The following is a 26,567-nucleotide window of genomic DNA, read 5'->3' on the forward strand; positions in this document are numbered from 1 at the left end:
GATGAGATGCCTCATAGGACATTAATAGCTTAAAGAATTATAAGAATAAGAAAAATAATAATAACAATAAGAAAAACAATGAATAAAAACTTTAGTTTATTTGATATATCGCGCGCATCTAAAACCATTATTGCGATTATTGTTGATAGTATGTTAATCGGTATTGCTTTTTTTGCCGCGCTTGCCGCTCGTTGGGACGACGTTTCAGTTATTTATGATCCCGCACATTGGTATATTTTTTCACTCGTGTTATCGGTTTCATTACTTGTTTTGATTCGTCTAGGGCTTTATCGCTCTATGCTTCGTTACCTCAACAATCAAGTGTTTTGGTCTATAACCTTAGCGGCGATGGTTGCCTTGTTTGCAACAATTAGCTTTTCCTTCTATTTAAAAATAATGATCCCCAGAACGGTGCCGTTTATTTTTGCTGGCTTTTTTATCTTGCTAGTGGGCGGCATACGAATGATTGCACGTGCTTTCTTGGCAGAAAAATCACTACGTGAAAAACAAACAGTAATTATATACGGCGCTGGCGCTGCCGGGCGACAACTGGCAACAGCATTAACTCACGGGTTAGAAAACTCAGTTGCTGGCTTTATAGATGATGATGAAAATAAACGAGATACCATCATTCAAGGCATTCAGGTATACAGTAGAGAAGAGTTACCTCAACTCATTGAAAAAAGAGCTGTTCATCATGTTTTACTCGCCTTGCCTAGCATCTCTAATGATGAGAGAAGAAACGTGCTTAATTTTCTTGAGCCTTTACCAATAAAGGTACTGACAATCCCTGCTATTTCTGATCTAGTAAATGGCAACGCGGCATTAGAGCAGTTTAAGGAAGTTGAAATTGATGATCTGTTAGGGCGAAACCCTGTTTTACCGAAACCAGAATTAATGGCCAAGAATATTAAAGATAAGGTAGTTTTGGTATCTGGTGCTGGTGGCTCAATTGGCTCAGAGTTGTGTCGTCAAATTATTAAACAACAACCAGCCCAACTATTACTTTTTGAACTAAACGAGTTTTCCTTATACGCCATTGATACTGAGTTAAAAGGCTTAGGTTTAGACAATGTAGAAGTAATTTCCTTAATTGGCAGTGTGCAGGATAAAAGGCGTGTTGAGTCTATTCTATCCACTTTTAGTATTGATACTATTTATCACGCGGCGGCTTATAAACACGTGCCTATTGTTGAGCATAATGTTACTCAGGGCGTTCGTAACAATGTGTTTGGTACTCTCGCAATGGCGACATCGGCGGTTAAGTATAAAGTTGCTACTTTTGTGCTGATTTCTACCGATAAAGCAGTGCGCCCAACTAATGTGATGGGAGCAACAAAGAGAATGGCTGAGTTGACGTTACAAGCGCTCGCTAAGCAAAAAAGTGATACTACCTTTTGTATGGTTCGTTTTGGCAATGTACTTGGCTCATCAGGCTCTGTAGTACCATTATTTAGAAAACAAATTCGAAATGGTGGACCAGTGACCATTACTCATATGGATATCACTCGGTACTTTATGACGATTCCGGAGGCATCTCAGTTGGTTATTCAAGCTGGCGCAATGGCGAAGGGCGGTGATGTTTTTGTTTTAGATATGGGTGAATCCGTTAAGATTGTGGACTTAGCTAAAAAGATGATCCGTTTTAGTGGTTTAGAAGTGAAAGACCAAAACAATATAAATGGGGACATTGAAATTAAGTGCACAGGCTTGCGACCTGGCGAGAAACTGTATGAAGAGTTATTGATAGGGGATAATGTAGCTGGAACGTCTCACGAGCGCATTATGACCGCGCAGGAAGTGATGTTGCCTTGGCCTGTATTGGAAGAGCTGCTTGATAGGTTAAATGAGGCATGTCGTGATAGCGACCAAATTATGATACGCCACTTGTTGTTAGAAGCGCCAACGGCCTTTAAACCTACAGACGAAATATGCGACCTAGTTTGGGGACAAAAGAACCGAGAGTTGGAAAGAGAATTGGCCATGTCATTGGAAGCATCAAAGGCCTTTGATGAAAAACCTGAGGACTTTCAGTCAGAGCAAGCAGGCTAACGTCTGCTCGCTTACATTTTTTGCAAGTTAGAAATAACTCGTTAAAAGTTATAAGACAAAGTAACGGCCAGTCCAATCATGTTGGTAAATGTATCTGGGCCGGTACTAGCTGGTAGGTCGTCTGGATGAATTTTATCACGGGCGATTTTGTCCATTAATTGCATTTCTGTGCCAATAGACCAGTTTTTCCAGCCTTTAGGTTGGTAAAAACCACCGAATCCAACAGTGTAACCATAAGCTGGCGAACGATAGTCGTATCGCGCTGCACCAATAAATGCACCGATTTGCCATTGCTCATCTAAAATATAGCGATAATCGATAGCTCTAAATGTTGTTAATAGGCTGCCTTCAATTCGTTGAAGTTCTATTTTTGTACCTACTAAACTATTAGCGCTTACCTTTTTGTTAATACCATAACCAATAATTGGCGAGGTTTTAACACTGCCGTAGTTCACTGACGGGCCGTCATGATCTTCAATGACTTTAAGTTGTAAAAAACTCGCACCAATATCAAAACGCGCATTCAGTTTTTCATCGCTATTTAAATCGATTGCCTGGTTATAAAAAGACGTTGTTAATAAAGTAGCGGCAATTGCACACTGTAAAGATGATTTTTTCATTATAAGTCCTAAAACAATGTAAATTGAGCTACCAAGCAACGCTTAAGGTTAAGCCAGTATGTTTTTCTGCAAGGGTATTTTTACCAGTAAGGAAGGTAAGCGTGGCTGGGAATTCATCAATATGACTGTACCAAGTAAGCTCTAGCTGGCGGCCAGTAACATAATCAAACGACGATAATGGTTCGTTTTTAGTTTGATTAAAGTTAAATACAAGCCTGTCTTGAGGGGCTATTTGCCAGCCAACGGTAATGTTGTGATGAGTTGAACCAATTGCATCGCCAGCGATTGACGCGGTTCTTAAACGTTGCTCTGCAGCAAAGTGGCCAATTAAGCTAGCGTCATTTTGTAGCCCGTCCCTGTATACGTGATGCGCGTACCATGCATTTTGCCACTGGCTGTATTCGTAGTTAATAGAAAGCGTTTTAAATACGATAGGTAAATCGACACCTGCGGAAATTGAGCTATTGCCTAAGCGATAGTTGGTACCACGGCTAGTATCTTCACCAGCGTATTCAAAATAAACAGAGAATGGCACTGAACCAATAAAGTCAAAACGGGAGACGATAGAGGCGGCTTGGTTGCCAAATTCTTCATCGGAATTTAAGTCTACGTTGGTATTGTCAGAGCCACTTGGATCAATAAAGGCTTCAAATATTTCTTTTAAACTTGGCGTTCCGCGCTCGTCGCCACCCGATTGAAAAATACGGTTTACCGCTAAGGTAAAACCATCAAAAGGGGACGCGGAAACATGAAGACCGGTAAGTAGTGGTTTACCAGAGGTGAGTTTTCCACCGAATGAAATGTTGTTGGTTTCAGACAATTCACCGGCAAACAATTCGTAGTTTATATTCCAGCTTGTCAGTGGGGTGTTGTTTGATAGCGATATATTGGCAAATGTCGGCGCGTGCGTACTCAGTAACATGGCTGATTGTTTGAATGGGGATAACCAATGAGGCTTATAGCCAATATCTAGCTGTGCTTGTGGTAGGCCAATAGAAACATATGTGTCTTCTAAATTAGAATCACCTTTCCATGCTTTTGCACCACCGCTTAACATTAAGTAGTTGTTAACGTTAAATACGCCTTGAGCTTGCACAGACCAGCTAGAGTTAAACGCTTCACCGCGCTGATTTTTTAGTGTCATTTCTGGTTGCGAAGCATAAAGGCCTGTTTGCTCTTTAATTCTAAGATCTAGGCTTGCGTGATTGATGTATAGCTTTTTATCGGTTTGCTTGAGGTATTTGTTTATTTCTAAACAGCCTTTTTGAATAGCAGGCTGGCCACGTTGCTCACGGTGACATACTTTTGCCACTGCCTTTTTAATGGTATTGATGGCATAAGGACGTTTAACCGCACCTAATTCCGCTGCAATCATTATTCTATTTACATGCGATTCTAACAATGTATTTTGGTTTAGTGGTAAGTAACCAGAAACTCCAGATTCACCCGCAAAAGAAAGGGTTGGTATGAGTGTACTTACTGAGAAAAGGGAGATTGCCGATACTAGGCGCAATAGCGTCATGTTTTTGATATTCCATTAAAGATCTTATGCCGTTATTCTAAACGACCAAGTTAGCTGAAAAAAGCCTTATTTCCAACTATCTGGAAATTCCCCCCTTAGTACATAACTAAATGCAATTAGCTCTGCTATTACAACGTATAAATTAGGAGGAATTGATTGACCTTTTTCAAGATGCTCTAGGCGCTTAAATAGCTCTGGATCTTGATGCACCAGAAGATCGTTTTGCTTAGCATGGTCTAATATTTCTTGCGCAAGTAGGTGATAGCCTTTAATAGCAACATTTGGTGCGTTTTTACCATCATATAGCAACGATAAAGCACCAAGCTCAAAGTTTGTATCCGTTGATTTGTTATCGCTATTGTTCACAAGGTGTGCCTTTTTTGTTTTGCTAGGTTCAAAATTCAAAATTCAAAATTCAAAATTCAAAATTCAAAATTCAAAATTCAAAATTCAAAATTCAAGGTTCAAGGTTCAAAATTTAAGGCTCAAAATTAATAGTTTAGACTTCAGGTTTTAAACTTTTATGTCGATCAAGCGTGTTCCTTTGTGCTCAGGCGCTAACGCTAAATTTTCATCCATTATACTTTCATTTTTCACGCTAAATCCAAACTTAGAAAGCCGCTCTTGTAACATGGGCCAATACTTCTCTACCTTTTGAAGCAAAGGCGTATTGCTGCAAGTGCATATTGATTGTAAGTTTAGTGCGTTAAGATTGATGTCGATAACAAGCAACCCTGTATCATCCAAATCAAACGTCAGGCTGAAAGACAGTGCTTGGTTATTACCTGGAGTATCGGACTGTCCTGTGCTTGATGAACTTCGTTCGTTAACTCTATTCTGGTCTTGCTCTTGTGCTGCGGTTAACTGAGCTTGTTCGTTGGTTTGTTTAGCCTGCTCTGCTTGCTGAGATTGTTGCAGCGACTGCGATTGTTCGCGAATAATTAAGCTGGCTTTGTCTTGCATTGATATTGGGATAAGCAATTTGAGTAACCCGCCGACCATAGCTTGGTTTACTTGACTCACAGAGCTACTTTTACTGGCCAAGCTTGATGAACCAATTAACCAAGATATCCGTAAAAGAGTAGAGTTATTGGCAAGCGCTGCTGTTTGTGCAAGTGCTGCGGCTGTTTGTGCATTAGGCGCGGAATTAAGCAACTGCATTTTCGTAATAAGTGGCAACCATTGCGACAGAGTTAAAGAACTAAGACCTTGCTGAGCTTGCAGTTGATTTAACGCAGGGACTAGCCAATTCTTTATAGCAGCTGGCATGCTTTCAATCGTGGGCGCTGGTTTACTCGTTAACCAAAGTGATAACTCGGCTTTTAATTTGTCAGGCACAACGAGTGATTGTTGTTGGACTTGGTGACTTACATGACCAGCTTTATCTGCAAGTTGTTTGAAAAGCACAGACGCCTGCTGACTCGTACTTGTGTCAGATTTTGTGTTCGCTTGTGTTGACGTAATAGGGAAAGTTTTTGATTCCATAATAAAAACCATGCTAGAGCCGCGATAGCAAATAGGCAAGCTGTTTTCGCTATGATACAATTTTGCCGCTGATATTTAGGCAAACTCATTTAATGTTTAGTATAAGAAAAGACGAAGTATGATCCCAGAACTTGGTAATTTTGCGCTATTTATAGCGTTCGCTTTCAGCCTATTGTTGTCTATTTTTCCGTTAATTGGTTTACGAACTAATAACCTTAAACTTATGCAACTTGCTCCAAACCTCACGGTAGGTTTGTTTAGCTTCACCTTATTTTCCTTTGCATGTTTAGTTTATTCGTTTTTAACGGATGACTTTACGGTTTTAAACGTAGCGGAAAACTCGAATTCACTATTGCCTATTCAGTATAAGTTCGCTGCTAGTTTTGGTAGCCACGAAGGCTCATTCTTGCTTTGGCTTGTGATGCAGTCTGGTTGGGCTTTTGCCGTTGTTTTAAAGTCTAAGTCTTTACCACCAGAAATGCGCACTCGTGTGCTTATGGTTCTTGGTTGGATTTGTGTTGGTTTTTACGCGTACATCATTACCGCTTCTAATCCCTTCGATCGCACTTTACCTTATTTCCCAGTAGATGGGCGCGACTTAAACCCATTGCTGCAAGACGTAGGGATGATCATTCACCCGCCGCTTTTATATATGGGTTATGTTGGTTTATCTATTAGCTTCGCCTTTGCGATTGCCGCGCTTTTAAGTGGCAAGTTAGATTCAACTTGGGCTAAATGGTCAAGACCTTGGACCGCAGCGGCGTGGGCCTTTTTAACATTAGGCATCACAATTGGTAGCTGGTGGGCATATTCCGAGTTGGGCTGGGGCGGCTGGTGGTTTTGGGATCCAGTTGAAAATGCTTCCTTCATGCCTTGGTTAGTGGCCACTGCATTACTGCACAGTTTAGCCGTATCAGAAAAACGAAATGCCTTTAAAAGCTGGACGGTATTTTTAGCAATCGCTGGTTTTTCTCTGAGCTTATTGGGCACGTTTTTAGTGCGCTCGGGTGTTATTGTATCGGTTCACGCGTTTGCTACCGACCCATCGCGCGGTGTGTTTATTCTTATTCTGTTGGCCTTGGTGATTGGCGGAAGTCTAACCTTGTACGCATTGCGTTCAGGCGCCATTAAAAGTGTTGGTAAGTTCTCTACTTTTTCAAGAGAAACCATGCTTTGGGCTAATAACGTATTGTTGGTAGCCGCCACTATCATTGTATTGTTAGGTACTTTGTTACCACTGGTTCATAAAGAAATTGGCTTAGGTTCTATCTCTATTGGCGCGCCATTCTTTAATCAAATGTTTACTTATTTAACGGTACCTTTTGCGTTGCTATTAGGTATTGCCCCATTTGTAAGATGGAAACAAGACAAGCTGAATAAATTTTTAACCATGCCTGCCGTGGTTGGCGTAATTTCTATTTTACTGTCAGTAGTTTGGCTTAAATTAGAATTTGGCGAAGTTAAGTTTTACGCTGCACTTGGCGCAACACTAGGGTTATGGGTCACCTTGTTTACGGCTTTAGAATATCGAAAAACAGCGAGTAAACTAGGCGTTTCGAAGGTTCCGTTAAGTCATTATGCGATGGGACTAGGGCACATTGGTATTGCGTTTGTAATTGCTGGTGCCGGTTTAACCTCGCAATATACGCAAGAAAAAGACGTAAAACTTTGGCCAGGCGATTCAGCGGAGTTAATGGGATATACCTACCAGTTTAATGCAATTAAAGATGTAAACGGTTCAAATTACAACGGTTGGGCTGCCGACATTTCAGTGTACAAAGGTAACTATTTAGAAGCGGAGTTACTGGCGGAAAAGCGCTATTACCCAGTGCAGCGCAATACCATGACAGAAGCAGCTATTGATGATGGCTTTACTCGAGACTTGTATGTGTCATTAGGAGAGCTATTACCAGATGATTCATGGGCTATTCGTATTTATGTTAAGCCTTACGTTCGTTGGTTATGGTTAGGCGGTATATTAGTGGCGCTTGGTGGTTTCTTAACACTGTTCGATAGACGTTATCGCGGTGTTAAATTATCTAAACAAGCTGGAGCAAACGCATGAGCGCAAATAAGTCCTCAAAAAGATTAGCTTTTTTGCCGCTGGCGATATTTGCTGTGCTGTGTGTCTTTTTGTTAAAAGGGTTGTTCAGTAATCCAAATGAACGCGAGTCAGCTTTAATCAACAAACCGGTACCTGAGTTTTCGTTACCTGATTTATACAATGAATCTCAAATTCATAACAAACAAACATTAATAGGAAAGCCCGTCATTCTTAATGTTTGGGGAACTTGGTGCACAACCTGTAAGTACGAACTTCCTTATCTTACAAAACTCCGTAACGAATACGGTGTAAGAATTGTTGGCGTTTACTACGACCAAAATCATGCGCCTGCGTTTGGTGAGTTCGCAGATGTTAACGAAATAAGAGTGGATGTTCGTAACATGTTGGGACAATTAGGTAACCCTTATGAGTACAATATTCTGGATTTAGACCGAACTTTGTCTCTTAATTTGGGCATTAGTGGCGCGCCTGAATCTTTTGTTGTTGATGCAAACGGCGTTATTCGTTTTCATCACATGGGAGATATTAACGAGCGTATTTGGCGAGATAAAATTGCGCCAATATGGAATGAGGTATCACAATGATTGCTAAGTTTAAGACCTCAAAAGAGTTGGCAACATCAACTAACGATTCAAACTCACTTTCAAGTTCAGATTTACTTTTTAGCTCAGCAAAAGGGCTATTTTTGTTAGCTGGAAGTTTTGTTTTAGTAATTGCTTTAACCACACTAACTTCGACTCAGGCATGGGCATTTTCCACCTCAGGTGAAATCATCAAGTTTAAAGATGACGCACAAAAATCTGCTTACCAAGAGTTGGTGATGGAATTGCGTTGTCCTAAATGTCAGAACCAAAACATCGCCGATAGCAATGCGGTGATTGCACGGGACATGCGAGTTAAAACAAAAGCCTTGTTAGATGAAGGTTACTCTAGACAGCAAGTTATTGATTATATGGTGGACCGTTATGGTCAGTTTGCTCATTATCAACCGCCAATGACTATTGCGACCAGTATGTTGTGGATTTTACCTGGCGCATTTGTTTTGTTTGGCATTATCGTGCTTATAAGACGTTCGCAAAATGTTAATCGAGTTCAGGAAGATGCTGATCAAGAATATGCAGGTCATGCTGAACAAGAGCAAAAAAAGATTAATGACGATGAAATGGAAAAGCTCGATGCCGAGCTAAATGCACTACTAGAATCTGGTGAAGAGAAGAAATAAAACATGACTTTAAGTATTTCTACATTTTGGGCTTTAGCTGTATTAATGATCGCAATTGCTTGCGTATTTGTGGTGGTGCCATTTTTTAAGTTTTCACAAGCCAATACTAACAAAGGGCTAAAATCTAACTGGTACCGAACTCGCTTGCAGGAATTAAATGCAGAGTTAGAAAAAGGCCAATTTAGCCAGCAGCAATACAATGATGCGTTAAAAGAGCTAAAACTAACGGCCACCGATGAACTTCGTGAAGAGCAGAATCAAGAACTGAATCAACAGCAAAGCCAAGAGCTAGGCCAACAATCGAGCCAACAGCTAAGTCAACAAAACGCTGAGAGTCAAAAAACAGCGCAATTGTCAGAAGACTCTAATAAAGCGACCAACATTCAGCGTTATACGTTTACGGCACTTGTTTTATTAGTAATAACGACATTCACGGGCTATTGGTTTTACGGACAACAAGAAAAGCTAGTGCATTGGGAAGACGCGTTAGAACGCTTTCCAGCTTTATCAAAAAAGGTAGTAGAGGACAGAACTAGCACACCTACAAGTGAAGAGCTACGCGATTTATCATTAGGCTTGCGTACCAAACTGCAAACGGATCCAAAAGCAATAGGTTGGATGTTACTTGGTCGAAATTTGCATATTTTAGGTGATGTTAAAGGCGCAATTGACGCATTTGAAAAGTCATATAACTTAGATCCTAATTCAATCGGCAATATGATTAGTTATGCAGGTGCCTTACAGCAAAATGGTCAGCCGGGTGACTATTCGCGCTCTATTAGAATATTAAAAAATGCGTTAACACTGCAGCCTCAAAATTTGACTGCGCTAATTTTAACGGCAGAAGGGTACATGTTAGACGAGCAGTTTGAACGGGCTTACACTGGCTTTGAATTGGTTTCCCGCGTAATAGACCCTCAAGACCCTCGCGCTTTACCTATACAAGACAGGTTACAGTTTTTGAGCAAGGAACTTGAAGTTGCAGACAGCCAACAAGCTTCTAATGCAAGCCAAAGCACTGATCAGAACACTAGCCAAGATAGAATTGAGAACAATAGCGAAAACGCCAGTCAGGAAAAGGGTTCGTCGGCTGACTCAGCTGAAGTGTCAGGGCCAGATTTGGAAATTGTTTTAAATGTGAGGATTGGCGATAATATTGACTTAAGCCAGTTTAAAACGCTGTTTTTATTCGCGAAAAAGCCGGGAATGGCGATGCCATTGGCTGTTAAAAAGCTAGACGTAGAGAAATTAAACTTTAGCAGAGCTAGAAGATCAGAAGCTAATGCCACTGATGGAAATTATTCTGAAGGCAGTTCTTCTGAGAGCATTGCCACTGACAGCAATACCGCTGAAGTGAGAACTTTTGTTGTCTCGCTAACAGATAAAAACGTAATGGTGCCAGGAATGTCATTGTTAGGTGAGCCTCAAGTAGATATATTTGCAAGGTTGTCGAAAGATACATCAGCACCAAAAGAGCTTGGAGATTTAGAAGCGTCAGTGACAAACTTATCATTGCCTGCAACTAAACCGGTTGAGCTATTAATTAAGAAATAAAACAAGGTAATTTAATGAACGCATTTTTGAAGGCGTCGCTAATAACGGCGATCTTAGTATTGACGACTGCTTGTGCTCAGCAGCCAGATACAACGTCAGTTGCTGTTACGACTAATACAAGCCAACAGCAACAGGACGCTGAATCAACAGTAAATGAATCACCAAAAATAGCGTCGGTGCCTGTTGATGAACAAGTTGAAGATGCGCCATTAACGGCTCAAATTCCTGTTTATGTAGATGAACGAGACCCATTTGAAGATTTTAACCGTTCAATGTGGGACTTTAACTGGGAAGTACTTGATGAGTATCTTTTACGTCCATTAGCGGTAGGTTACACGTCATTACCGCAAGGTGCGCAAACCAGCGTGAGAAGTTTTGTCACTAACCTAGAAGAGCCTGGTTACGCATTAAATAGCTTGTTACAAGGCAAGCTTAAAAAGACAGGTGTGGCAACAGGGCGCTTTTTAATTAACTCAACCATTGGTTTGTTAGGGTTATTTGATGTAGCCAATCACATGGGTTTAGTGCGTCATAAAGAAGATTTTGGTCAAACCCTCGCAGTTACAGCAAACGTTGGCAATGGCCCATTTTTAATGTTACCAGGATACGGACCGACTACCGTTCGTGATGGTGTAGGTGACTTTGTTGATGGTCAAATTTTTCCATTATATTTAATAGACTGGCCGTGGAATTTAGTTAAAACAGGCATCAAAGCCGTATATAGCCGTGCAGACTTATTGCAACAAGAACAGCTAATTAACGACTCTACGGACCCGTATATATTTGTTAAAGAAGCTTACTATCAAAATCAAAACTATCAAATCTTTGATGGTAATCCACCAATTAAAGAAGAGTTTGAGCTAGACGAAGCTTTACTTGATGAAATTGACTAATAGCTTTTGAAATATGGATTTTTAAATAAAAACTATCTTAAGCTGGATTTATTTTAAGTAGAAACTATTTGAAATAAAAACTGGCCAGAAGGCTTTTAAGCAGAAATGTTTAAAAGCCTTTTTTGTAGGAAAGGCTCGTCAGTTGTCAAAGAAGTGTCAGTAGGGGAGTCAATTTTATCCTTTGGCCGTTTTAGTATAAGGACTCAAAGTAGCTTTCTAAGATAACAACAGCGGATTGCGCGTCGATATTACCTTTCTTTAAATTACGGTATCCACCACTTTCAAACAAGCTCGCCTTGGCATCTGTTGTACTAAGGCGCTCATCATGCATGTGAACTTGCACACCAAAACGGCCATGAACTCTATTCGCGAATTTCTTCGCTTTTTGCGTAACAAGCTGCTCAGTGCCATCCATATTAAGCGGCAAACCCACTACCACTAAATCAGGTTGCCACTCGGTTAATAACTTACCCACGTCGTCCCAGTTAGGAATGCCTTCCTTTGCCTTAAGCGCTTTGATAGGCGATGCGGTGCCAGTAAGAGATTGGCCGATAGCAAACCCGATGCTTCCAGTTCCAAAGTCTATGCCCATGACGGTTTTTGGTGATGTAGATTCTGTCATTATGAATGGCCCGCAATATGTGAAAGTTGAGAACTAGAAATACCTAACTTTTTAAGTGCTAACTCCCAACGTTCTTTTGGTGGTGCGCCAAAAATAATCTCTGGGTCTGCATCAACCGTTAACCAAGCATTGTTGGCAATTTCATCTTCCAATTGTCCAGCGCCCCAGCCTGCATAACCTAGCGTAACAACAAAATCTTCTGGACCATCTGTTGTGCCTAAGTTTTCTAGAATATCTTTAGAGGTAGTGACCATGAAGTTTTGCTCTAGTTGTAAACTCGATGACCAAACTCGACTGCCAGTATGTAAAACAAAACCGCGATCTTCTTGCACTGGGCCACCTGACATTACCTTTTTATCGTCAAGTGGAGAGTACTCAGGCACGGCGATGTCGATTTCTGATAGTAAGTTTTTCACTGACATATCTGTTGTTTTGTTAACAACTAGGCCCATTGCGCCATGTTCGTCATGTTCACAAATGTAAGTTAGCGAGCGACCAAAATAACTTTCGTCCATCGACGGCATAGCAATTAGAAATTGGTTCGCCAGACTTAAGTGGCTTGATATTTTTAAAGTCATCGTTTTGTTGTTCGCTTCTATTTTGCTTCTAAACGCTTTTCAATGGCATCAAATAAGTGGCCGGTAATGCTGATGTCGTAAGCAGCTTCTATTTCTTTAATACACGTTGGGCTGGTTACGTTAATTTCCGTAACACAATCGCCAATCACATCTAAGCCAACAAAAATTAAGCCTTTTTCCTTTAACGTTGGACCAATCGCCTTGGCAATTTTCCAGTCAGTATCGCTTAATGGCCTTGCTTCTCCGCGACCGCCTGCAGCCAGGTTTCCGCGTGTTTCACCTTTTGCTGGAATTCTTGCTAACGTGTATGGCATTGGTTCGCCATCAACAATAAGGATGCGCTTGTCACCATTTGTGATATCAGGAATAAAGGCCTGAATCATTGCATAATTTTGGGCATGAGCCGTTAACGTTTCAATGATCACCGATAAGTTTGGATCGCCTTCTTTTACTCTAAAGATAGACGCGCCACCCATACCATCAAGCGGTTTTAAGATGATGTCGCCATGCTCATTGTAAAAGTCTTTTATAAGACCAGCATCACGAGTCACAAGTGTCGGCGGTGTAAATTCTGAAAACCAACTGGTATAAAGTTTTTCATTAGCATCACGCAGGCTCTGCGGTTTGTTAACTATTAATGTACCTTCATCTTCAGCGCGCTCAAGCATGTAAGTTGCGTATACAAACTCGGTATCAAAAGGAGGATCCTTGCGCATCAAAATAACGTCTAAATCGCCCAGTGGCATAGTTTGAACATCACCAAGTGAATAAAAATCGTGAGCGTCATTTTTAACACTTAACGGCTTACAACGACCAAAAGCTCGACCATCACGCAAGTACAAGTCATTCATTTCTAGATAAAATAACTCATAGCCTCGAGACTGAGCTTCTAATAACATCGCAAAACTAGAGTCTTTTTTGATGTTGATGTCTTTGATGGGATCCATCACGATGCCGAGTTTAATAGTCATAGTTGTTCCGTTCTTAATAGGTTTTCGTCGTTTTTAAACACGTTTTCTAACGCCCAACTTAGCAGGCCAAATCACCAAACTTCACTTGCAGAGCTGTTAATAAAGTTAGTGCTGCTGTTTCTGTTCGCAGTACACGAGGCCCCAAAAGTATGTCTTGGTAACCCGCATTGTTCGCCGCTTCAATTTCTTGATCGTTCAAACCGCCCTCAGGACCGATTACAAATCTTACACCTGTTTCAGGCATATTTAGCGATGAAACAGATATGGAGGCACGTGGGTGTAAATTCAACTTTAGCTGTTCAGTTTGCTGTTCGATAAAGGCTTTGAACTCAATAGGGCGGTGGATAGTTGGTACAATTGCACGGCCAGACTGTTCACAAGCTGCAATGGCTATTTTTTGCCACTGTTGATGTTTTTTGTCGAGACGTTCGCCTTTAAGTTTTACGCCACAGCGCTCTGTAAAAATTGGGGTGATATCCGTTATGCCTAACTCAACCGACTTTTGTATAGTGAAGTCCATTTTATCGCCACGAGAAATACCTTGTGCTAAATGAATAGCTAGAGGACTCTCGTTTTCTACTTTGACGCTACTGTTAACAACAACTTGAACTGTCTTTTTAGACACGCCAACAATACTTGCTTGATAGTCAAAACCATCACCGCAAAAAAGGGCTAGCTCATTACCTTCGCTCATTCGTAATACGCGGCCAACATGGTTCGCAGCGTCAGCGTCTAGGTCAAATGGTGTGTCTAATTCAATCTGAGTTGAGTGATATATTCTTGGGATCCGCATACTTTGGCAAATAGTTGAGTTTTAATGGCTTTATTCTAGCAATCAAACCCCTAGATAGAAATGAAGAATTGGTGTCTAATGATGTTAATGATGTTAATGATGTTAATGATGTTAATGATGTTAATTGCGCGATTTCGAGGAAACAAAAATGTCAGCTGTAGTTGAAGTCAAAAATCTTCGCAAAATATATGACGATGTAGAGGCCGTAAAAGGTGTGTCATTTAGAGTTGAGCAAGGCCGTTGCTTTGGCTTACTAGGACCAAATGGAGCCGGAAAAACAACAACCATTGAAATGATGGAAGGTCTAATTGAGCCATCAGGTGGCGAGATTTCGTTTTTTGGTTCGCCTTTAAACAAAGAGTCGCTAAAGGAAATTGGCATTCAGTTTCAACACACGGCATTGCAAGACTTTTTAACCGTTGGTGAAACCTTAGATTTATTTGGTGCGTTTTACCCCAATTCCGCCAGCAAACAGTCTGTGATGGAAATGTGTAACCTAATTGATATTGAAAATCGCCGACATCAAAAACTATCGGGCGGTCAGAAACAACGACTTTTGTTAGCACTTGCGTTAATTAATGATCCTAAAATCCTCTTTCTTGATGAGCCAACAACAGGCTTAGATCCTCATGCAAGACGAAACTTCTGGGACCTAATTACAAAAATAAAGCAACAAGGTAAAACCGTTATCTTAACCACGCATTATATGGATGAAGCTGAGTATTTATGCGATGACATTGTCATCATGGATCAAGGTGCCATTATTGCTCAGGACACACCATCTCGTTTACTCAATCAACACTTTTCGGGTGCTATTATTCGCCTGCCAATAGAAAATTTAGGTAGCTTGGATATTAGTGAGTTTGGGCGTCCATTTGGCCATCATCATGTAGATATTGATGCTAAGGATGTAGAAGTTTCTATCTCTAATTTACTCGAAAAAGGCGTTAAATTAGACGGGCTGCAGGTAAAATCAGCAAACCTTGATGATTTATTCATTAAGTTGACCGGACACCAATTAACGGAGGCTAAAAAGTCATGAAGGTATTTTTTACGCGATTTTATGCCATCCTGAAGGCGCGCAATTTAGAGTTTTTTAGAGACCGTTCCTCTTTGGCTTGGAGTGTTATATTTCCAGTATTGTTGCTCGTTGGTTTTGCAGTGGTTTTTTCTGGTGATGGCAAAGATGTATATAAAGTAGGAGTGTTAAACTCAGAGTCTTCATCACCTTCTGTTCAGCCGCATCCATTTTTGCAGACTAAATATATTGAGTTTGTTGATTATAGGGATCCTAAAAAGGCGTTATCAAAGTTACACCAGCACAGACTTGATCTTTTGGTAGATTTTGAAAAACATCAATACTGGCTAAATGAATCATCGCCGAATGGTTATTTTGTTGAAAAATTACTGATGGCATCGTCGCTAAAGGTTGAAAAAGATGGTTCGAATACTTCTGTTGATGGCGAACTAGATTCAAACGGTAAGACTCTTAAAGCTCTTACCACCGAAAACTGGCAGCAACAAACGGTGGATGGCCGTCAAATTCGGTATCTAGATTGGGTCTTACCTGGAATTTTAGGTATGAATATGATGTTCAGTTGTCTATTTGGTGTAGGTTATGTGATTGTTCGATATAGAAAGAACATGGTTTTAAAACGACTTAATGCCACACCGGTTACAGCGTTAGAGTTTTTAACCGCGCAAATTGTTTCTCGACTTATGATTGTGATGTTTTTGTCATCAATGGTTTTCATTGGTTGCGATTTATTATTTGATTTTTATATGTTGGGAAGTTATTTAGATTTAATCGTTATTGCGGCATTAGGTGCGTTTGCGCTTATCTCATTAGGCTTAATGATTGCTTCTCGTTCGAGAAGTGAAGAGCTAACGGGGGGTTTATTAAATTTAGCAACGTGGCCAATGATGATTTTATCTGGCGTTTGGTTTTCTTTAGAGGGCAGCCCGGAATTTATTCAAACTATTTCTATGGCGTTACCTCTTACACACTTAGTTGAAGGCGCGCGAGCTATTATGACGGAAGGCGCAAGCTTGATGGATATCAAACATCATGTGTTTACTCTTTTAGGCATGATAGTTGTGTTTTTAACGGCGGGAACGCTTTTGTTTAGATGGGAAGGGGATGGTCGATAACCACCGCTTGTCATGACTGCGAGCTTAGCTTTGATAGCGGGCTTAGCTGTGATTGTTATGCAACGAGGACGGCATAAATACGTCCTTGTAGCCTCAACGATTCATCCCTGAATCGAACGCCTCGTTGATAAGCAATCATCAGCGCGCCTTGCCTGCTCTTATCTCAAAGCACACACCGCATACACCGCTCAAACCCAAAGCCCAGCTCAATTACTTTCCTAATGAGGTTTCCAAGGCATGGATGCCTTGGCGAAGCGCTTCATGGATGAACTCGAGCGTCCGAAGTGGGAAGTAACTGAGCTGGGTTACCCAATCAAATGGATGCCTTGGCGAAGCGCTTCATGGATGAACTTGAGCGTCCGAAGTGGAAAGTAATTGAGCTGGGTTCACAACAAAAATCTTGTTACAAATTAAAGACTAAAAAACGCCCAAGGACAGTTTTTTTATTAGCCATATCATGCCATTCTAGGAAAAGCCCAAATAACTAAACGGAATTCAAATGTTATCAATTTCAAACTTATCAAAAACTTATAACAATGGTGTGAAAGCACTTAACAACGTGAACCTAACTGTTCCAAAGGGAATGTACGGATTGCTTGGACCAAATGGTGCAGGTAAATCATCGTTAATGAGAACCATTTCAACATTGCAAATGCCAGATTCAGGCAGCATTACTTTTGATGGTATCGACGTATTAAACAACCCAAACGAATTACGTCAACGTTTAGGTTATTTACCGCAAGATTTTGGTGTTTATCCTCGTGTGAGTGCTTATGACTTGCTAGATCATTTAGCGATTTTGAAAGGTCTTGAAAATAAAGCTGAACGTAAAGAGGCGGTAGAAGGCTTATTAGCTCACACCAACTTATTCCAGCATAAAGATAACGCGGTAAGTGGTTTTTCGGGCGGCATGCGCCAACGTTTTGGTATCGCGCAAGCTTTATTAGGCGACCCAGATTTGTTAATTGTTGATGAGCCAACGGCTGGATTAGATCCAGAAGAACGTAACCGTTTTCATAATTTATTGGTAAGTTTAGGCGAAGAGAAAGCCATCATTCTTTCTACACATATTGTAGATGACGTCACTGAATTGTGTCCAAACATGGCGGTATTAGGTGCGGGTCAAATTCTGTTAGAAGGAAATCCTATTGAGCTGACTAACCAGTTAGGTCAACAAATTTGGAGAAAGACAGTTTCACAGCAAGAGTTTGCTGAGATTGAAGCTAATCTGCCAGTGATTTCGCAGCGCTTGTTTGCAGGTAAAACAATTGTACATGTGTATGCCGATACTCAACCTGAAGGTTTTGAAGCGGCACCAGCTAATTTAGAAGATGTCTATTTCTCGACACTTTATAATTCTCGTCAATCAGCTCCATCTAACAGCACAGCAGCTTAGGGGCTTTGTATGTTTTTAAATATGCTTAAATTTGAGTGGCGATACTACGTTCGTCAACCGTCGTTTTATGTAACGTGTTTAACGTTCTTTCTATTGCCATATTTGGCGATGGTGAGCGACTCCGTCATAATTGGTGGTCAGAATACAACGTTTAATGGCTCTTACGCTGTTGCACAAACCATGTTGATCTTAGGGATTTTCTCTATGTTTTTAGTGGTTAATTTTATGGCCACTACCGCAACTAAAAATGACTCGTCTCACATGGCCGAGTTACTTTATACCAAACCAATGAATCCGTTAAAATATCAATTGGGTCGCTTCTTTGGTACATACCTAGTGATATTAGTTGTGTTTGCCATGGTGCCATTAGGCATTTTAATAGGCTCCTGGATGCCTTGGTTAGACACTGACAGACTTGGGCCAACTAACCTTAGTTTCTACTTGTCTACGTACTTCTATTTTTCTGTACCTACGTTATTTGTGTTCTCGGCTATATTTTATTCAGTAGCGCAAAAGTTTAAATCGATGATGTCGGTTTACTTGGCTGCAGTGGCAATGTTTATCTTGTACATCATTAGTGGCAACTTTATTAGTGAACCTGAATATCGTTTTATCGGAGCGTTAACTGATCCGTTTGGAATTAGAACTTTTGCCGATATTACTCGTTACTGGACGCCGGTAGAGCGTGACAATCAAGTCATTAATTTAGAGGGAGTGCTGCTATACAACCGCTTAATTTGGTTGGGTATCAGTGTTGCTATATTAGCCCTGTTTGGCAAGTTAGCGTCACCGTTAACATTAGCGCCAAAGCCAGCACCTAAAAAGAAAAAGGCTAAACAAGCAGAAGTAGCACCGGTAAACGCAAAAATTAATTACAAAAGCGTAACCTCTGGTACTTGGACTAAGTTCAAAACCAGAACCTTGTTTGAAATCAAACAAATTATGTTCAGCCCTCCGTTTTATATCCTATTGATATTTTCAGGGTTTACTATTATCTCTTCGTTTTTCGGAAACGGCCCTTTTTACGGTACATCTGAGTGGGCATTAACTAAATCCATGGTCACTCAAATATTTGGTAGTTTTAGTTTGATGATGATTGTCATCATAACCTATTACAGTGGTGAAGTTGTTTGGCGTGAACGCAGCTCAGGAATGGGTGATATTGTCGATAGTATGCCGGTGTTTAATATGACGTTCTGGTTATCTAAACTCATCGCAGTTTGCTTAACGTTATTGTCATTATTTGTCATTGGTATGTGTGTCACTATTACTTATCAGCTAATTGTTGGAGTAAATGATCTTGAATTAGGCCAGTACTTTATTAGTCTATTCTTTTTCCATGCGCCAGGCATGTTGATGATGGTGGTTTTAGCGTTTTTCCTTCAAGTTTTAAGCCCAAACAAGTTTGTCGGTATGCTTTTGTTCTTAGGCTATTTCTTAGCAAGCTTGAGCTTTTATCAATTAGGCTTAGAACACAACTTACTTAATTTTGCCGCAAGTCCAATGATGCAATATTCAGACTTAAATGGGTACGGATGGTACTTGGAAACACAAGCTTGGTATCTAATTTATTGGGGCGCAATGTGTGTCATTTTAAGTACAATTAGTTACGCGCTGTGGCAACGAGGCCCTCAAGTCGCATTAAAGCATCGCTTTAAACAAATGGGTTATCAGATGCAGACCGGTGGTAAAATTACACTTGCTTCAGCTGCTATCGTCTTTGTACTTTCTGGTAGTTATATTTACTACAACACAACGGTCGTTAATGAGTATTACTCTAGTGACGAGATGATGGAGATCCGCACTGATTATGAAAAGCAGTTTGATCAGTATGTAAACGATCCGGTTCCCGTTATTACTCGCGTTAATGCAAAAGTAGATATCACGCCAAGTGAAAGGACTATAGTTGCGGCCGCTGAAATAACGGTTAAAAATAAGTTTGATAAGCCAATTACTCGTTTCTTGGTGAACGCACCTCGTTTCGCAGAGACTTGGGGTGTGCAGCTCCCTAATGGTTTAATGCAGGAAGTTGATTCACGTTTGGGTTCAGCTTGGTTTGTATTTGAAAAGCCTTTACAGCCTGGCGAGACTTTGGAAGGTGAAATTACCGTAACCCGAACTGTTAAAGGCTTTAAAGATAAAGGCTTTGATGTACAACTAGTTAAAAACGGTACCTTCATTAATAACTTTGAGTTATTCCCAATTTTTGGTGTAAACACACAAGGTTATTTATCCGATAGACATGAGCGAAGAAAGCGAGATTTATCACCGCCTAAAAGAGCTAATAAGTTAGAAGATGAAGAGTTTCATAATCAAAGTTTCTTTGGAAAAGGAAACGATTTCATAGACTTTGAAACTACAATATCTACTGAGTTAGACCAAGTGGCGATAGCGCCTGGTTATTTGCAGAAAGAGTGGGTGGAAGGTGATAAACGTTATTTCCATTATAAAATGGACTCGCCTATGATTAACTTTTACTCCATTTTGTCGGCTCGACTGGATGTGAAAAAAGAGGTTCACAAAGGCATAAATATTGAGGTTTATTATCACCCTCAACACTTTATGAATGTGGATGTCATGATTGAGTCTACCAAAGACTCTATCGATTACTTCACTGAAGCATTTGGCCCGTATCAGCATAAGCAAATGCGCATCATTGAGTTCCCAGGATACCGAAGCTTTGCTCAGAGTTTTGCTAATACGGTGCCTTATTCTGAAAACATAGGTTTCACTACAGATTTACGTGACCCTGAAAATATTGACCCTGTTTATTATGTTACTGCGCACGAACTGGCACACCAATGGTGGGCTCATCAGGTAGGTAGTGCGGATGTACAGGGTAGTGCAATTCTATCTGAGTCGTTGTCACAATACAGTGCGATTATGGTAATGGCGAATAAGTATGGTGAAAGCAAATTACGTAAGTTCTTAAAGTATGAACTCGACAGTTATTTGCGTGGACGAACTCGAGAGTCGCTTGAAGAGATGCCATTAATGCGAGCTGAAAATCAGTCGTATATTCATTATCGTAAAGGATCAGTGGTAATGATGGCGATTAAAGACAGGTTAGGCGAAGAACGTTTGAATCAAGCGTTAAGAAGCTTATTGCAAGAGTTTAAGTTTAAGAGTGATCCGTATCCAACAACTTTGGATTTAGTTGCTAACTTAAATGCAGTCAGTAATAGCGAAGAGCAGTCGTTTATAAAAGACTTGTTTGAAGAAATTACGCTTTATGACTTACAAGCTAAAACAGCAGACATTGTTGAACTAGATAACGGTAAGTATGAAGTAGTATTTACCATCGAAGGCAAACGTTATAATGCTGATGGAAAGGGTGCTGAAACACCGGCTGATCTTAAAGAGTACGTTGATATTGTGCTATTTAGTGAAGATCCAGAAGACTTAAATGCGGGTGATATTGTCTTGTATGAAAAGAAACACTTAGTCATAGAAGGTGAAAATACCTTTAAGCTTATCGTGGATTCAAAACCTAAATTTGCCGGTATTGACCCATTCGTTAAGTTGATTGACCGAGACAGCTCTGACAATGTCATCAAGCTTTAATACCTAAACTTGACGATTCAAGTTTTAAGTCTTAAACCAGACTAGCTTGAACATCGCTGAGAGGCGACACTATTAAAAGGACCTTCGGGTCCTTTTTTGTTTTATAAACGCCGTTGTTGATAATCAATCACAGCACGCTCGCGGTGGAGAGGCAGGGCTTAGCTGTGATTGTTATGCAACGAGGACGGCATAAATACGTTCTTGTAGCCTCGACGATTCATCCCTGAATCGAAACGCCTTCGTTGATAATCAATCGCAGCACGCCGTTGCCCCTTGCACTCAAACTGGCCACTACATGCCGAACACACAGCGCACTCCAAATCAAAACCCAGCCCAATTACTTTCCAAATGAGGTTTCCAAGGCAAGGATGCCTTGGCGAAGCGCTTCATGGATGAACTCGAGCGTCCGAAGTGGAAAGTAATTGAGCTGGGTTCACAGCGACAAGGATGCCTTGGCGAAGCGCTTCATGGATGAACTTGAGCGTCCGAAGTGGAAAGTAATTGGGCTGGGTTCACAGCGACAAGGATGCCTTGGCGAAGCGCTTCATGGATGAACTTGAGCGTCCGAAGTGGAAAGTAATTGAGCTGGGTTAAAGCTCAGTATGGAAAGTAATTGAGCTGCAGTCGTTAAATTGGAGGCACAAAAAAAGGACCCGAAAGTCCTTTTTTAAAGCAGCGCCTGTCTCACTCATTTGCTGCAAAAGCTTTTTATAAACCAGCGTCAGCGCGCAAGGCTTCAACTTTGTCAGTGCGTTCCCACGGGAACTCTTCACGACCAAAGTGACCGTAGGCAGCTGTCCCTTTATAAATAGGACGCTCTAGGTCTAACATTTGTGTTAAGCCATATGGACGTAGGTCGAAGTGACGACGTACTAATTCGATTAGTTTGTCTTCTTCAAGCTTGCCTGTACCAAATGTTTCAACACTGATAGACGTTGGTTCAGCAACACCAATTGCATAAGAAACTTGAAGCTCTGCTTTGTCAGCAAGACCAGCTGCAACCAGGTTTTTAGCAACGTATCGAGCTGCATATGCGCCTGAACGGTCAACTTTTGATGGATCTTTACCAGAGAATGCTCCGCCACCATGACGTGCCATGCCGCCGTATGTATCAACGATAATCTTACGACCTGTTAATCCACAGTCACCCATTGGTCCACCAATTACAAAGCGGCCTGTTGGGTTGATGAAGTATTTAGTATTAGCAGTTAACCATTCTGCTGGAAGGGTAGGCTTTACGATTGTTTCCATTACCGCTTCAACTAGATCTTTTTGGCTGATGTCTTCGCTGTGCTGAGTTGAAAGTACTACCGCATCGATGCCAACTGGTTTGCCATCTTCATAAACAAACGTAACCTGTGATTTTGCATCAGGGCGTAACCAAGGAAGCGTACCGTCTTTACGCACTTGCGCTTGACGTTTAACTAATCGGTGAGAGTACTCAATTGGAGCAGGCATTAACACTTCAGTTTCGTTACATGCATAACCAAACATTAAACCTTGGTCACCAGCACCCTGTTCGCTAGGGTCTTTACGGTCAACACCTTGGTTGATGTCTGGAGACTGTTTACCAATCGTGTTCAAAATTGCACAAGAATCAGCATCAAAGCCCATGTCTGAGTGTGTGTAACCAATTTCACGTACTGTGCTACGAGTTAACTCTTCAATATCAACCCATGCAGACGTTGTTACTTCACCGCCAACCATAACCATGCCGGTCTTAACGTATGTTTCACACGCAACACGTGCCTTAGGGTCTTGCTCTAAAATAGCGTCTAATACCGCGTCAGAAATTTGGTCTGCGATTTTATCCGGATGACCTTCAGATACGGATTCCGATGTGAACAAATGTTTTGCCATTTAAACTGTCTCTTGTATTACCTAAATTTGGCGTAATTTTAGCTAACTTTTGTAGATTTGCCTAATACTTTTTTACGCCTAGACGTCTAAACATTCAAATGGTTGGTGAATCGTAACAAACTGTTACAAGTTTGAAGTTAGAAACCGTGCCTAATTTTGGTATAAAACAGGTATTACAATAAGTGATATAACAATAACTCCAGGGAGCTTCATTTAATGAAGATTTTCACTAGTAAAAACAAATCAAAATTTACTAAAACTTTATTGGCGTCGGCTGTATTTGTAGCATTAGCGGGTTGTTCGGCAACTCAACAAAGCGCGGCTCCAGAAGTAGTGGTAAAAAATGCAACAATGGATTTTGTTCGCAATGTTGAAGGCATCAATGAGTACACTTTGTCTAACGGCATGAAAGTATTAATGTACCCAGATGAAGCTCAACCAAAAACGCTGGTTAACATAACTTATAAAGTAGGTTCTGTTCATGAGAAATATGGCGAAACCGGCATGGCTCATTTATTAGAGCATATGTTGTTTAAAGGCTCTGACAGCTATAAAGCTATTGATACAGAATTTAACAAACGTGGTATGCGCGTAAATGCAACAACTTGGTTAGACCGCACAAACTATTTTGAATTGTTTGAATATGATGAAGCAAACCTAGAGTGGGCTTTAGGAATGGAAGCAGACCGTATGGTTAATGCAACATTCACAAAAGAGCAATTAGACTCAGAAATGACAGTGGTTCGCAACGAAATGGAACGTGGTGAAAATAGCCCATTCCGTATGTTGTCATCTCGTTTAGCGTCAACGGCGTTCTTATGGCACAACTACGCAAACTCTACAATTGGTGCGCGTTCTGATGTTGAAAACTTCCCATTCCAAGTATTAAGAGATTTCTACAAACGTCATTACCGTCCAGATAATGCCGTACTTACTGTTGCGGGTCGTTTTGATAAAGAAAAGACTATCGCAATGATCGAAAAAACGTTTGGTAAGCTTCAGCAACCTGAAACGCCAATCGAAAAATTATACACAGTAGAGCCAACTCAAGACGGTGAGCGTGAAATAAACTTACGTCGTACTGGTGATGTGCCAATGATTGCTGCGGTTTATCATGTACCTTCTGCGTTACATGAAGATACGCCTGCTATTCAAGTTCTATCTCAAATCTTATCTGATAGCGCTCGTGGACGTATGCAGAAGAAGATGGTTGAGCCTGGATTAGCAACAGGAGCTTATGCCTATTCTTATCTATTAAAAGACCCTTCAACGTTCACTATTATGGCGCAAGGCTCTAAAGGCAAAGAAACGTCTGCTATGGAGAAAACGTTAATCTCTATGGTTGAAGGCATTAAAGAGAACACAATTTCAGAAGCTGAAGTAGCAGTGGCTAAAGCTGCACTACTGAAAGAAACAGAAGAAGCGTTACGTAACGTAACTTCGGTAGGCATGGAGCTATCTGAGTACATTGCGATGGGTGACTATCGTTATATTTTCTACTTCCGTGACTTAGTAGAAAAAGTAACAGCAGCAGATGTGCAACGTGTAGCAGAGCAATACTTTGTAGAAAGTAACCGTACGCTAGGGCGCTTTATCCCAACCAAAGAGCCTGTGCGTGCGGAAATTTCTGAAGCAAAAGACATTTCTGAATTGTTAGCTGACTATAAAGGTCGTAAAGCAGTAGCAAACGGCGAAGTTTATGACAACAACGTTGAAAATGTATTGGCTCGATTAAAAGAGTTTACATGGGCAACGGGCACGCAAGTGAGTGTTTATCCTAAAAAGCTTCGTGCAGGCGAAGTTAACATGGCAATGACATTCCCAGTTGGCTCAGCTAAATCTTTAAAAGGTTATGAGTCAGACTTTAAAATGTTAGGTGGCTTATTAATGAGCGGTACTGAAAAGTACAGCAAAGAACAAATCGCCTCTAAAATGGATGAGCTTAAAGCGAGCATCAGTATTTCTACTCGTACTTTAGGAGAAATTAACGTTTCTGTTAAAGCGGTAAAAGAAAACTTAGATGCAACATTAGACTTTGTTCAAGAGTTATTAGCTAACCCTACGTTTAAAGCATCTGAAGTTGAAATTGACCGTAAAGCCATGATCACAGGTTTAGAAATGAATCGCAGTGAGCCAAGCTCTGTAGCGGTATCAATTTTAAGTAAAACGTTTAATGGTCACGAAGCGGGCCACCCATCGGCGTTTAAAACGATTGATGAGCAAATTGATGGCTTGAAAAAAGTAACAAGCAAACGCCTTCAAAAATTACACTCTTCACACTTTAATGTAAGCAATGGTTTTGTAGCGATTGTAGGTGACGTTGATCCTAAAATTATTTCTACCCAATTAGAAATGCGTTTAAGTGAATTAAATGGCAAAGCAACCTTTGCGAAGCTAGAAGATGAAGTTAATGAAGTAACTGGCCAAGAAAACTGGATTGAAACACCAGACAAAGCAAATGCTCAGTTATACATTGCTCATGTTGTTGACTTAAACCCTCAAGAAGATGATTACTATGCGGCGTACATCGCGAACCAAATTTTTGGTGGCAGTGGTTTTGCTTCTCGTTTAATGCAACGTATACGTGTTAAAGAAGGTTACAGCTACGGTACTGGTTCTTGGTTACAAATGGAGTTTGATGAAGAGAAGGGCATGTACATTATGTCTGCTATCGCCGCTCCAGAGAATATGAAAAAAGTAGTTGAAGCATACAAAGAAGAAGTTCAAAAAGTATTAGACGAAGGTTTCTCTGACAAAGAAGTAACCGACGCTATTAACGGTGCTTTAAAATCACTTCGTGTAACTTGGTCAAGTGAAGCTTACATTGCTCGTATGCTTAACGGCAACAAGCAAATGGGTCGTGATATGAAGTGGTTCTCTGATTATCAAGAAACGCTTCCAACGGTAACCGTTGAGCAAGTAAACGCAGCATTTGCAAAATACATTGCACAGCAAGAACTAAACATCTTTGCTGCAGGTGATTGGGCAAAGTTAGAAAAATAAGGCTCAGCCTTTTTTCTAATGCTATTCGTTAGATACGACTCATTAAACGTGATTTGTTAATACGACTAGCAAAAAATGTGAAAGCGCGGCAGTTAATATTGTCGCGTTTTTTTGTGCCTGATGTTTATTAAAATGTGAATGTTGGCATTCTATCGTAGGTTGTTTGTTTTTTATTCATAAATAAGAGTACAATCTTTATCAACTCATTAAGAAATA

The 26,567-nt window shown here is 40.6% G+C and carries 20 protein-coding genes; 11 read left to right on the forward strand and 9 right to left on the reverse strand.

From position 1 onward, the window contains the following. Positions 1-78: 78 nt before the first annotated feature. Positions 79-2,052, forward strand: a complete 1,974-nt coding sequence (locus ABD009_RS07270; protein WP_343824072.1) for a polysaccharide biosynthesis protein — start codon at positions 79-81, stop codon at positions 2,050-2,052. Between the two features lie 41 nt (positions 2,053-2,093). On the opposite strand, the gene ABD009_RS07275 is transcribed toward ABD009_RS07270, so the two are convergent. From ABD009_RS07275 to ABD009_RS07290, 4 genes are all read right to left on the reverse strand, one after another. After that, positions 2,094-2,672, reverse strand: coding sequence for a hypothetical protein (locus ABD009_RS07275; protein ID WP_343824074.1), 579 nt, complete (start codon positions 2,670-2,672; stop codon positions 2,094-2,096). 28 nt (positions 2,673-2,700) lie between these two features. Then, positions 2,701-4,194, reverse strand: a complete 1,494-nt coding sequence (locus ABD009_RS07280; protein ID WP_343824076.1) for a capsule assembly Wzi family protein — start codon at positions 4,192-4,194, stop codon at positions 2,701-2,703. A 66-nt stretch (positions 4,195-4,260) separates the two neighbouring features. Then, on the reverse strand, positions 4,261-4,560 hold the full coding sequence (locus tag ABD009_RS07285; protein ID WP_343824078.1) for an EscU/YscU/HrcU family type III secretion system export apparatus switch protein: 300 nt from the start codon (positions 4,558-4,560) through the stop codon (positions 4,261-4,263). Positions 4,561-4,707: 147 nt separating this feature from the next. After that, a complete protein-coding gene (locus tag ABD009_RS07290; protein WP_343824080.1) occupies positions 4,708-5,679 on the reverse strand; it encodes a hypothetical protein in 972 nt (323 codons plus the stop codon). A gap of 118 nt (positions 5,680-5,797) precedes the next feature. Between ABD009_RS07290 and ABD009_RS07295 the strand changes: the two genes are divergently transcribed. From ABD009_RS07295 to ABD009_RS07315, 5 genes are read left to right on the forward strand one after another with little or no spacing between them, the layout of a single operon-like run. Beyond that, complete coding sequence (locus ABD009_RS07295) at positions 5,798-7,744, forward strand: heme lyase CcmF/NrfE family subunit (RefSeq protein WP_343824082.1); 1,947 nt, start codon at positions 5,798-5,800, stop codon at positions 7,742-7,744. Continuing rightward, positions 7,741-8,328, forward strand: coding sequence for a DsbE family thiol:disulfide interchange protein (locus tag ABD009_RS07300; protein ID WP_343824084.1), 588 nt, complete (start codon positions 7,741-7,743; stop codon positions 8,326-8,328). The genes ABD009_RS07295 and ABD009_RS07300 overlap by 4 nt, the downstream gene beginning before the upstream one ends. Continuing rightward, positions 8,325-8,966, forward strand: a complete 642-nt coding sequence (locus ABD009_RS07305; protein ID WP_343824086.1) for a cytochrome c-type biogenesis protein — start codon at positions 8,325-8,327, stop codon at positions 8,964-8,966. Before ABD009_RS07300 ends, ABD009_RS07305 begins: the two co-directional genes overlap by 4 nt. 3 nt (positions 8,967-8,969) lie before the next feature. Then, entirely contained in the window at positions 8,970-10,520 is a 1,551-nt protein-coding gene (gene ccmI / locus ABD009_RS07310; RefSeq protein ID WP_343824088.1) for a c-type cytochrome biogenesis protein CcmI, read from the forward strand. Between the two features lie 14 nt (positions 10,521-10,534). Then, positions 10,535-11,413, forward strand: a complete 879-nt coding sequence (locus tag ABD009_RS07315) for an MlaA family lipoprotein (RefSeq protein WP_343824090.1) — start codon at positions 10,535-10,537, stop codon at positions 11,411-11,413. Positions 11,414-11,603: 190 nt separating this feature from the next. On the opposite strand, the gene ruvX is transcribed toward ABD009_RS07315, so the two are convergent. From ruvX to rsmE, 4 genes are read right to left on the reverse strand one after another with little or no spacing between them, the layout of a single operon-like run. Next, a complete protein-coding gene (ruvX, locus tag ABD009_RS07320) occupies positions 11,604-12,035 on the reverse strand; it encodes a Holliday junction resolvase RuvX (protein ID WP_343824092.1) in 432 nt (143 codons plus the stop codon). Further along, positions 12,035-12,613 carry a YqgE/AlgH family protein gene (locus ABD009_RS07325; protein WP_155693945.1) on the reverse strand — a complete coding sequence of 193 codons (579 nt, stop codon included), beginning with the start codon at positions 12,611-12,613 and terminating at the stop codon, positions 12,035-12,037. Before ABD009_RS07325 ends, ruvX begins: the two co-directional genes overlap by 1 nt. A 17-nt stretch (positions 12,614-12,630) precedes the next feature. After that, entirely contained in the window at positions 12,631-13,584 is a 954-nt protein-coding gene (gene gshB / locus ABD009_RS07330) for a glutathione synthase (RefSeq protein WP_343824096.1), read from the reverse strand. 58 nt (positions 13,585-13,642) lie between these two features. After that, the gene (gene rsmE / locus ABD009_RS07335) at positions 13,643-14,377 is read right to left on the reverse strand and encodes a 16S rRNA (uracil(1498)-N(3))-methyltransferase (RefSeq protein WP_343824099.1); all 735 of its coding nucleotides are present in this window, start codon (positions 14,375-14,377) and stop codon (positions 13,643-13,645) included. Positions 14,378-14,525: 148 nt separating this feature from the next. On the opposite strand from rsmE, the gene ABD009_RS07340 reads away from it, so the two are divergent. The 4 genes from ABD009_RS07340 (at position 14,526) to ABD009_RS07355 (ending at position 21,488) form a co-directional block, all read left to right on the forward strand. Then, positions 14,526-15,419, forward strand: a complete 894-nt coding sequence (locus ABD009_RS07340) for an ABC transporter ATP-binding protein (protein ID WP_343824101.1) — start codon at positions 14,526-14,528, stop codon at positions 15,417-15,419. Then, positions 15,416-16,528 (forward strand): ABC transporter permease, encoded by a 1,113-nt coding sequence (locus tag ABD009_RS07345; RefSeq protein WP_343824103.1) that lies wholly within the window; start codon positions 15,416-15,418, stop codon positions 16,526-16,528. Before ABD009_RS07340 ends, ABD009_RS07345 begins: the two co-directional genes overlap by 4 nt. A 499-nt stretch (positions 16,529-17,027) precedes the next feature. After that, positions 17,028-17,924 carry an ABC transporter ATP-binding protein gene (locus tag ABD009_RS07350; RefSeq protein WP_343824105.1) on the forward strand — a complete coding sequence of 299 codons (897 nt, stop codon included), beginning with the start codon at positions 17,028-17,030 and terminating at the stop codon, positions 17,922-17,924. Between the two features lie 9 nt (positions 17,925-17,933). Further along, a complete protein-coding gene (locus tag ABD009_RS07355) occupies positions 17,934-21,488 on the forward strand; it encodes an ABC transporter permease/M1 family aminopeptidase (RefSeq protein WP_343824107.1) in 3,555 nt (1,184 codons plus the stop codon). A 708-nt stretch (positions 21,489-22,196) separates the two neighbouring features. On the opposite strand, the gene metK is transcribed toward ABD009_RS07355, so the two are convergent. Next, positions 22,197-23,348: a methionine adenosyltransferase gene (metK, locus tag ABD009_RS07360; protein WP_155693932.1), complete on the reverse strand. Its 1,152-nt coding sequence runs from the start codon at positions 23,346-23,348 to the stop codon at positions 22,197-22,199. A 216-nt stretch (positions 23,349-23,564) separates the two neighbouring features. Here metK and ABD009_RS07365 point away from each other — a divergent pair, with 216 nt between their 5' ends. Then, positions 23,565-26,351 carry a M16 family metallopeptidase gene (locus ABD009_RS07365; RefSeq protein ID WP_343824109.1) on the forward strand — a complete coding sequence of 929 codons (2,787 nt, stop codon included), beginning with the start codon at positions 23,565-23,567 and terminating at the stop codon, positions 26,349-26,351. Positions 26,352-26,567 lie beyond the last annotated feature (216 nt).

The sequence above is a fragment of the Psychrosphaera haliotis genome, assembly GCF_039523615.1.
GTDB lineage: Bacteria > Pseudomonadota > Gammaproteobacteria > Enterobacterales > Alteromonadaceae > Psychrosphaera > Psychrosphaera haliotis.

Bases quoted from the DNA above. Each gene is read 5' to 3' on its own strand.
- metK (WP_155693932.1), bottom strand. From the start codon at position 23,348: ATGGCAAAACATTTGTTCACATCGGAATCCGTATCTGAAGGTCATCCG.
- ABD009_RS07300 (WP_343824084.1), top strand. From the start codon at position 7,741: ATGAGCGCAAATAAGTCCTCAAAAAGATTAGCTTTTTTGCCGCTGGCG.
- ABD009_RS07305 (WP_343824086.1), top strand. From the start codon at position 8,325: ATGATTGCTAAGTTTAAGACCTCAAAAGAGTTGGCAACATCAACTAAC.
- ruvX (WP_343824092.1), bottom strand. From the start codon at position 12,035: ATGACAGAATCTACATCACCAAAAACCGTCATGGGCATAGACTTTGGA.
- rsmE (WP_343824099.1), bottom strand. From the start codon at position 14,377: ATGCGGATCCCAAGAATATATCACTCAACTCAGATTGAATTAGACACA.
- ABD009_RS07350 (WP_343824105.1), top strand. From the start codon at position 17,028: ATGTTATCAATTTCAAACTTATCAAAAACTTATAACAATGGTGTGAAA.
- ABD009_RS07280 (WP_343824076.1), bottom strand. From the start codon at position 4,194: ATGACGCTATTGCGCCTAGTATCGGCAATCTCCCTTTTCTCAGTAAGT.
- gshB (WP_343824096.1), bottom strand. From the start codon at position 13,584: ATGACTATTAAACTCGGCATCGTGATGGATCCCATCAAAGACATCAAC.
- ccmI (WP_343824088.1), top strand. From the start codon at position 8,970: ATGACTTTAAGTATTTCTACATTTTGGGCTTTAGCTGTATTAATGATC.
- ABD009_RS07315 (WP_343824090.1), top strand. From the start codon at position 10,535: ATGAACGCATTTTTGAAGGCGTCGCTAATAACGGCGATCTTAGTATTG.
- ABD009_RS07340 (WP_343824101.1), top strand. From the start codon at position 14,526: ATGTCAGCTGTAGTTGAAGTCAAAAATCTTCGCAAAATATATGACGAT.
- ABD009_RS07295 (WP_343824082.1), top strand. From the start codon at position 5,798: ATGATCCCAGAACTTGGTAATTTTGCGCTATTTATAGCGTTCGCTTTC.
- ABD009_RS07290 (WP_343824080.1), bottom strand. From the start codon at position 5,679: ATGGAATCAAAAACTTTCCCTATTACGTCAACACAAGCGAACACAAAA.
- ABD009_RS07365 (WP_343824109.1), top strand. From the start codon at position 23,565: ATGAAGATTTTCACTAGTAAAAACAAATCAAAATTTACTAAAACTTTA.
- ABD009_RS07325 (WP_155693945.1), bottom strand. From the start codon at position 12,613: ATGACTTTAAAAATATCAAGCCACTTAAGTCTGGCGAACCAATTTCTA.
- ABD009_RS07355 (WP_343824107.1), top strand. From the start codon at position 17,934: ATGTTTTTAAATATGCTTAAATTTGAGTGGCGATACTACGTTCGTCAA.
- ABD009_RS07270 (WP_343824072.1), top strand. From the start codon at position 79: ATGAATAAAAACTTTAGTTTATTTGATATATCGCGCGCATCTAAAACC.
- ABD009_RS07345 (WP_343824103.1), top strand. From the start codon at position 15,416: ATGAAGGTATTTTTTACGCGATTTTATGCCATCCTGAAGGCGCGCAAT.
- ABD009_RS07275 (WP_343824074.1), bottom strand. From the start codon at position 2,672: ATGAAAAAATCATCTTTACAGTGTGCAATTGCCGCTACTTTATTAACA.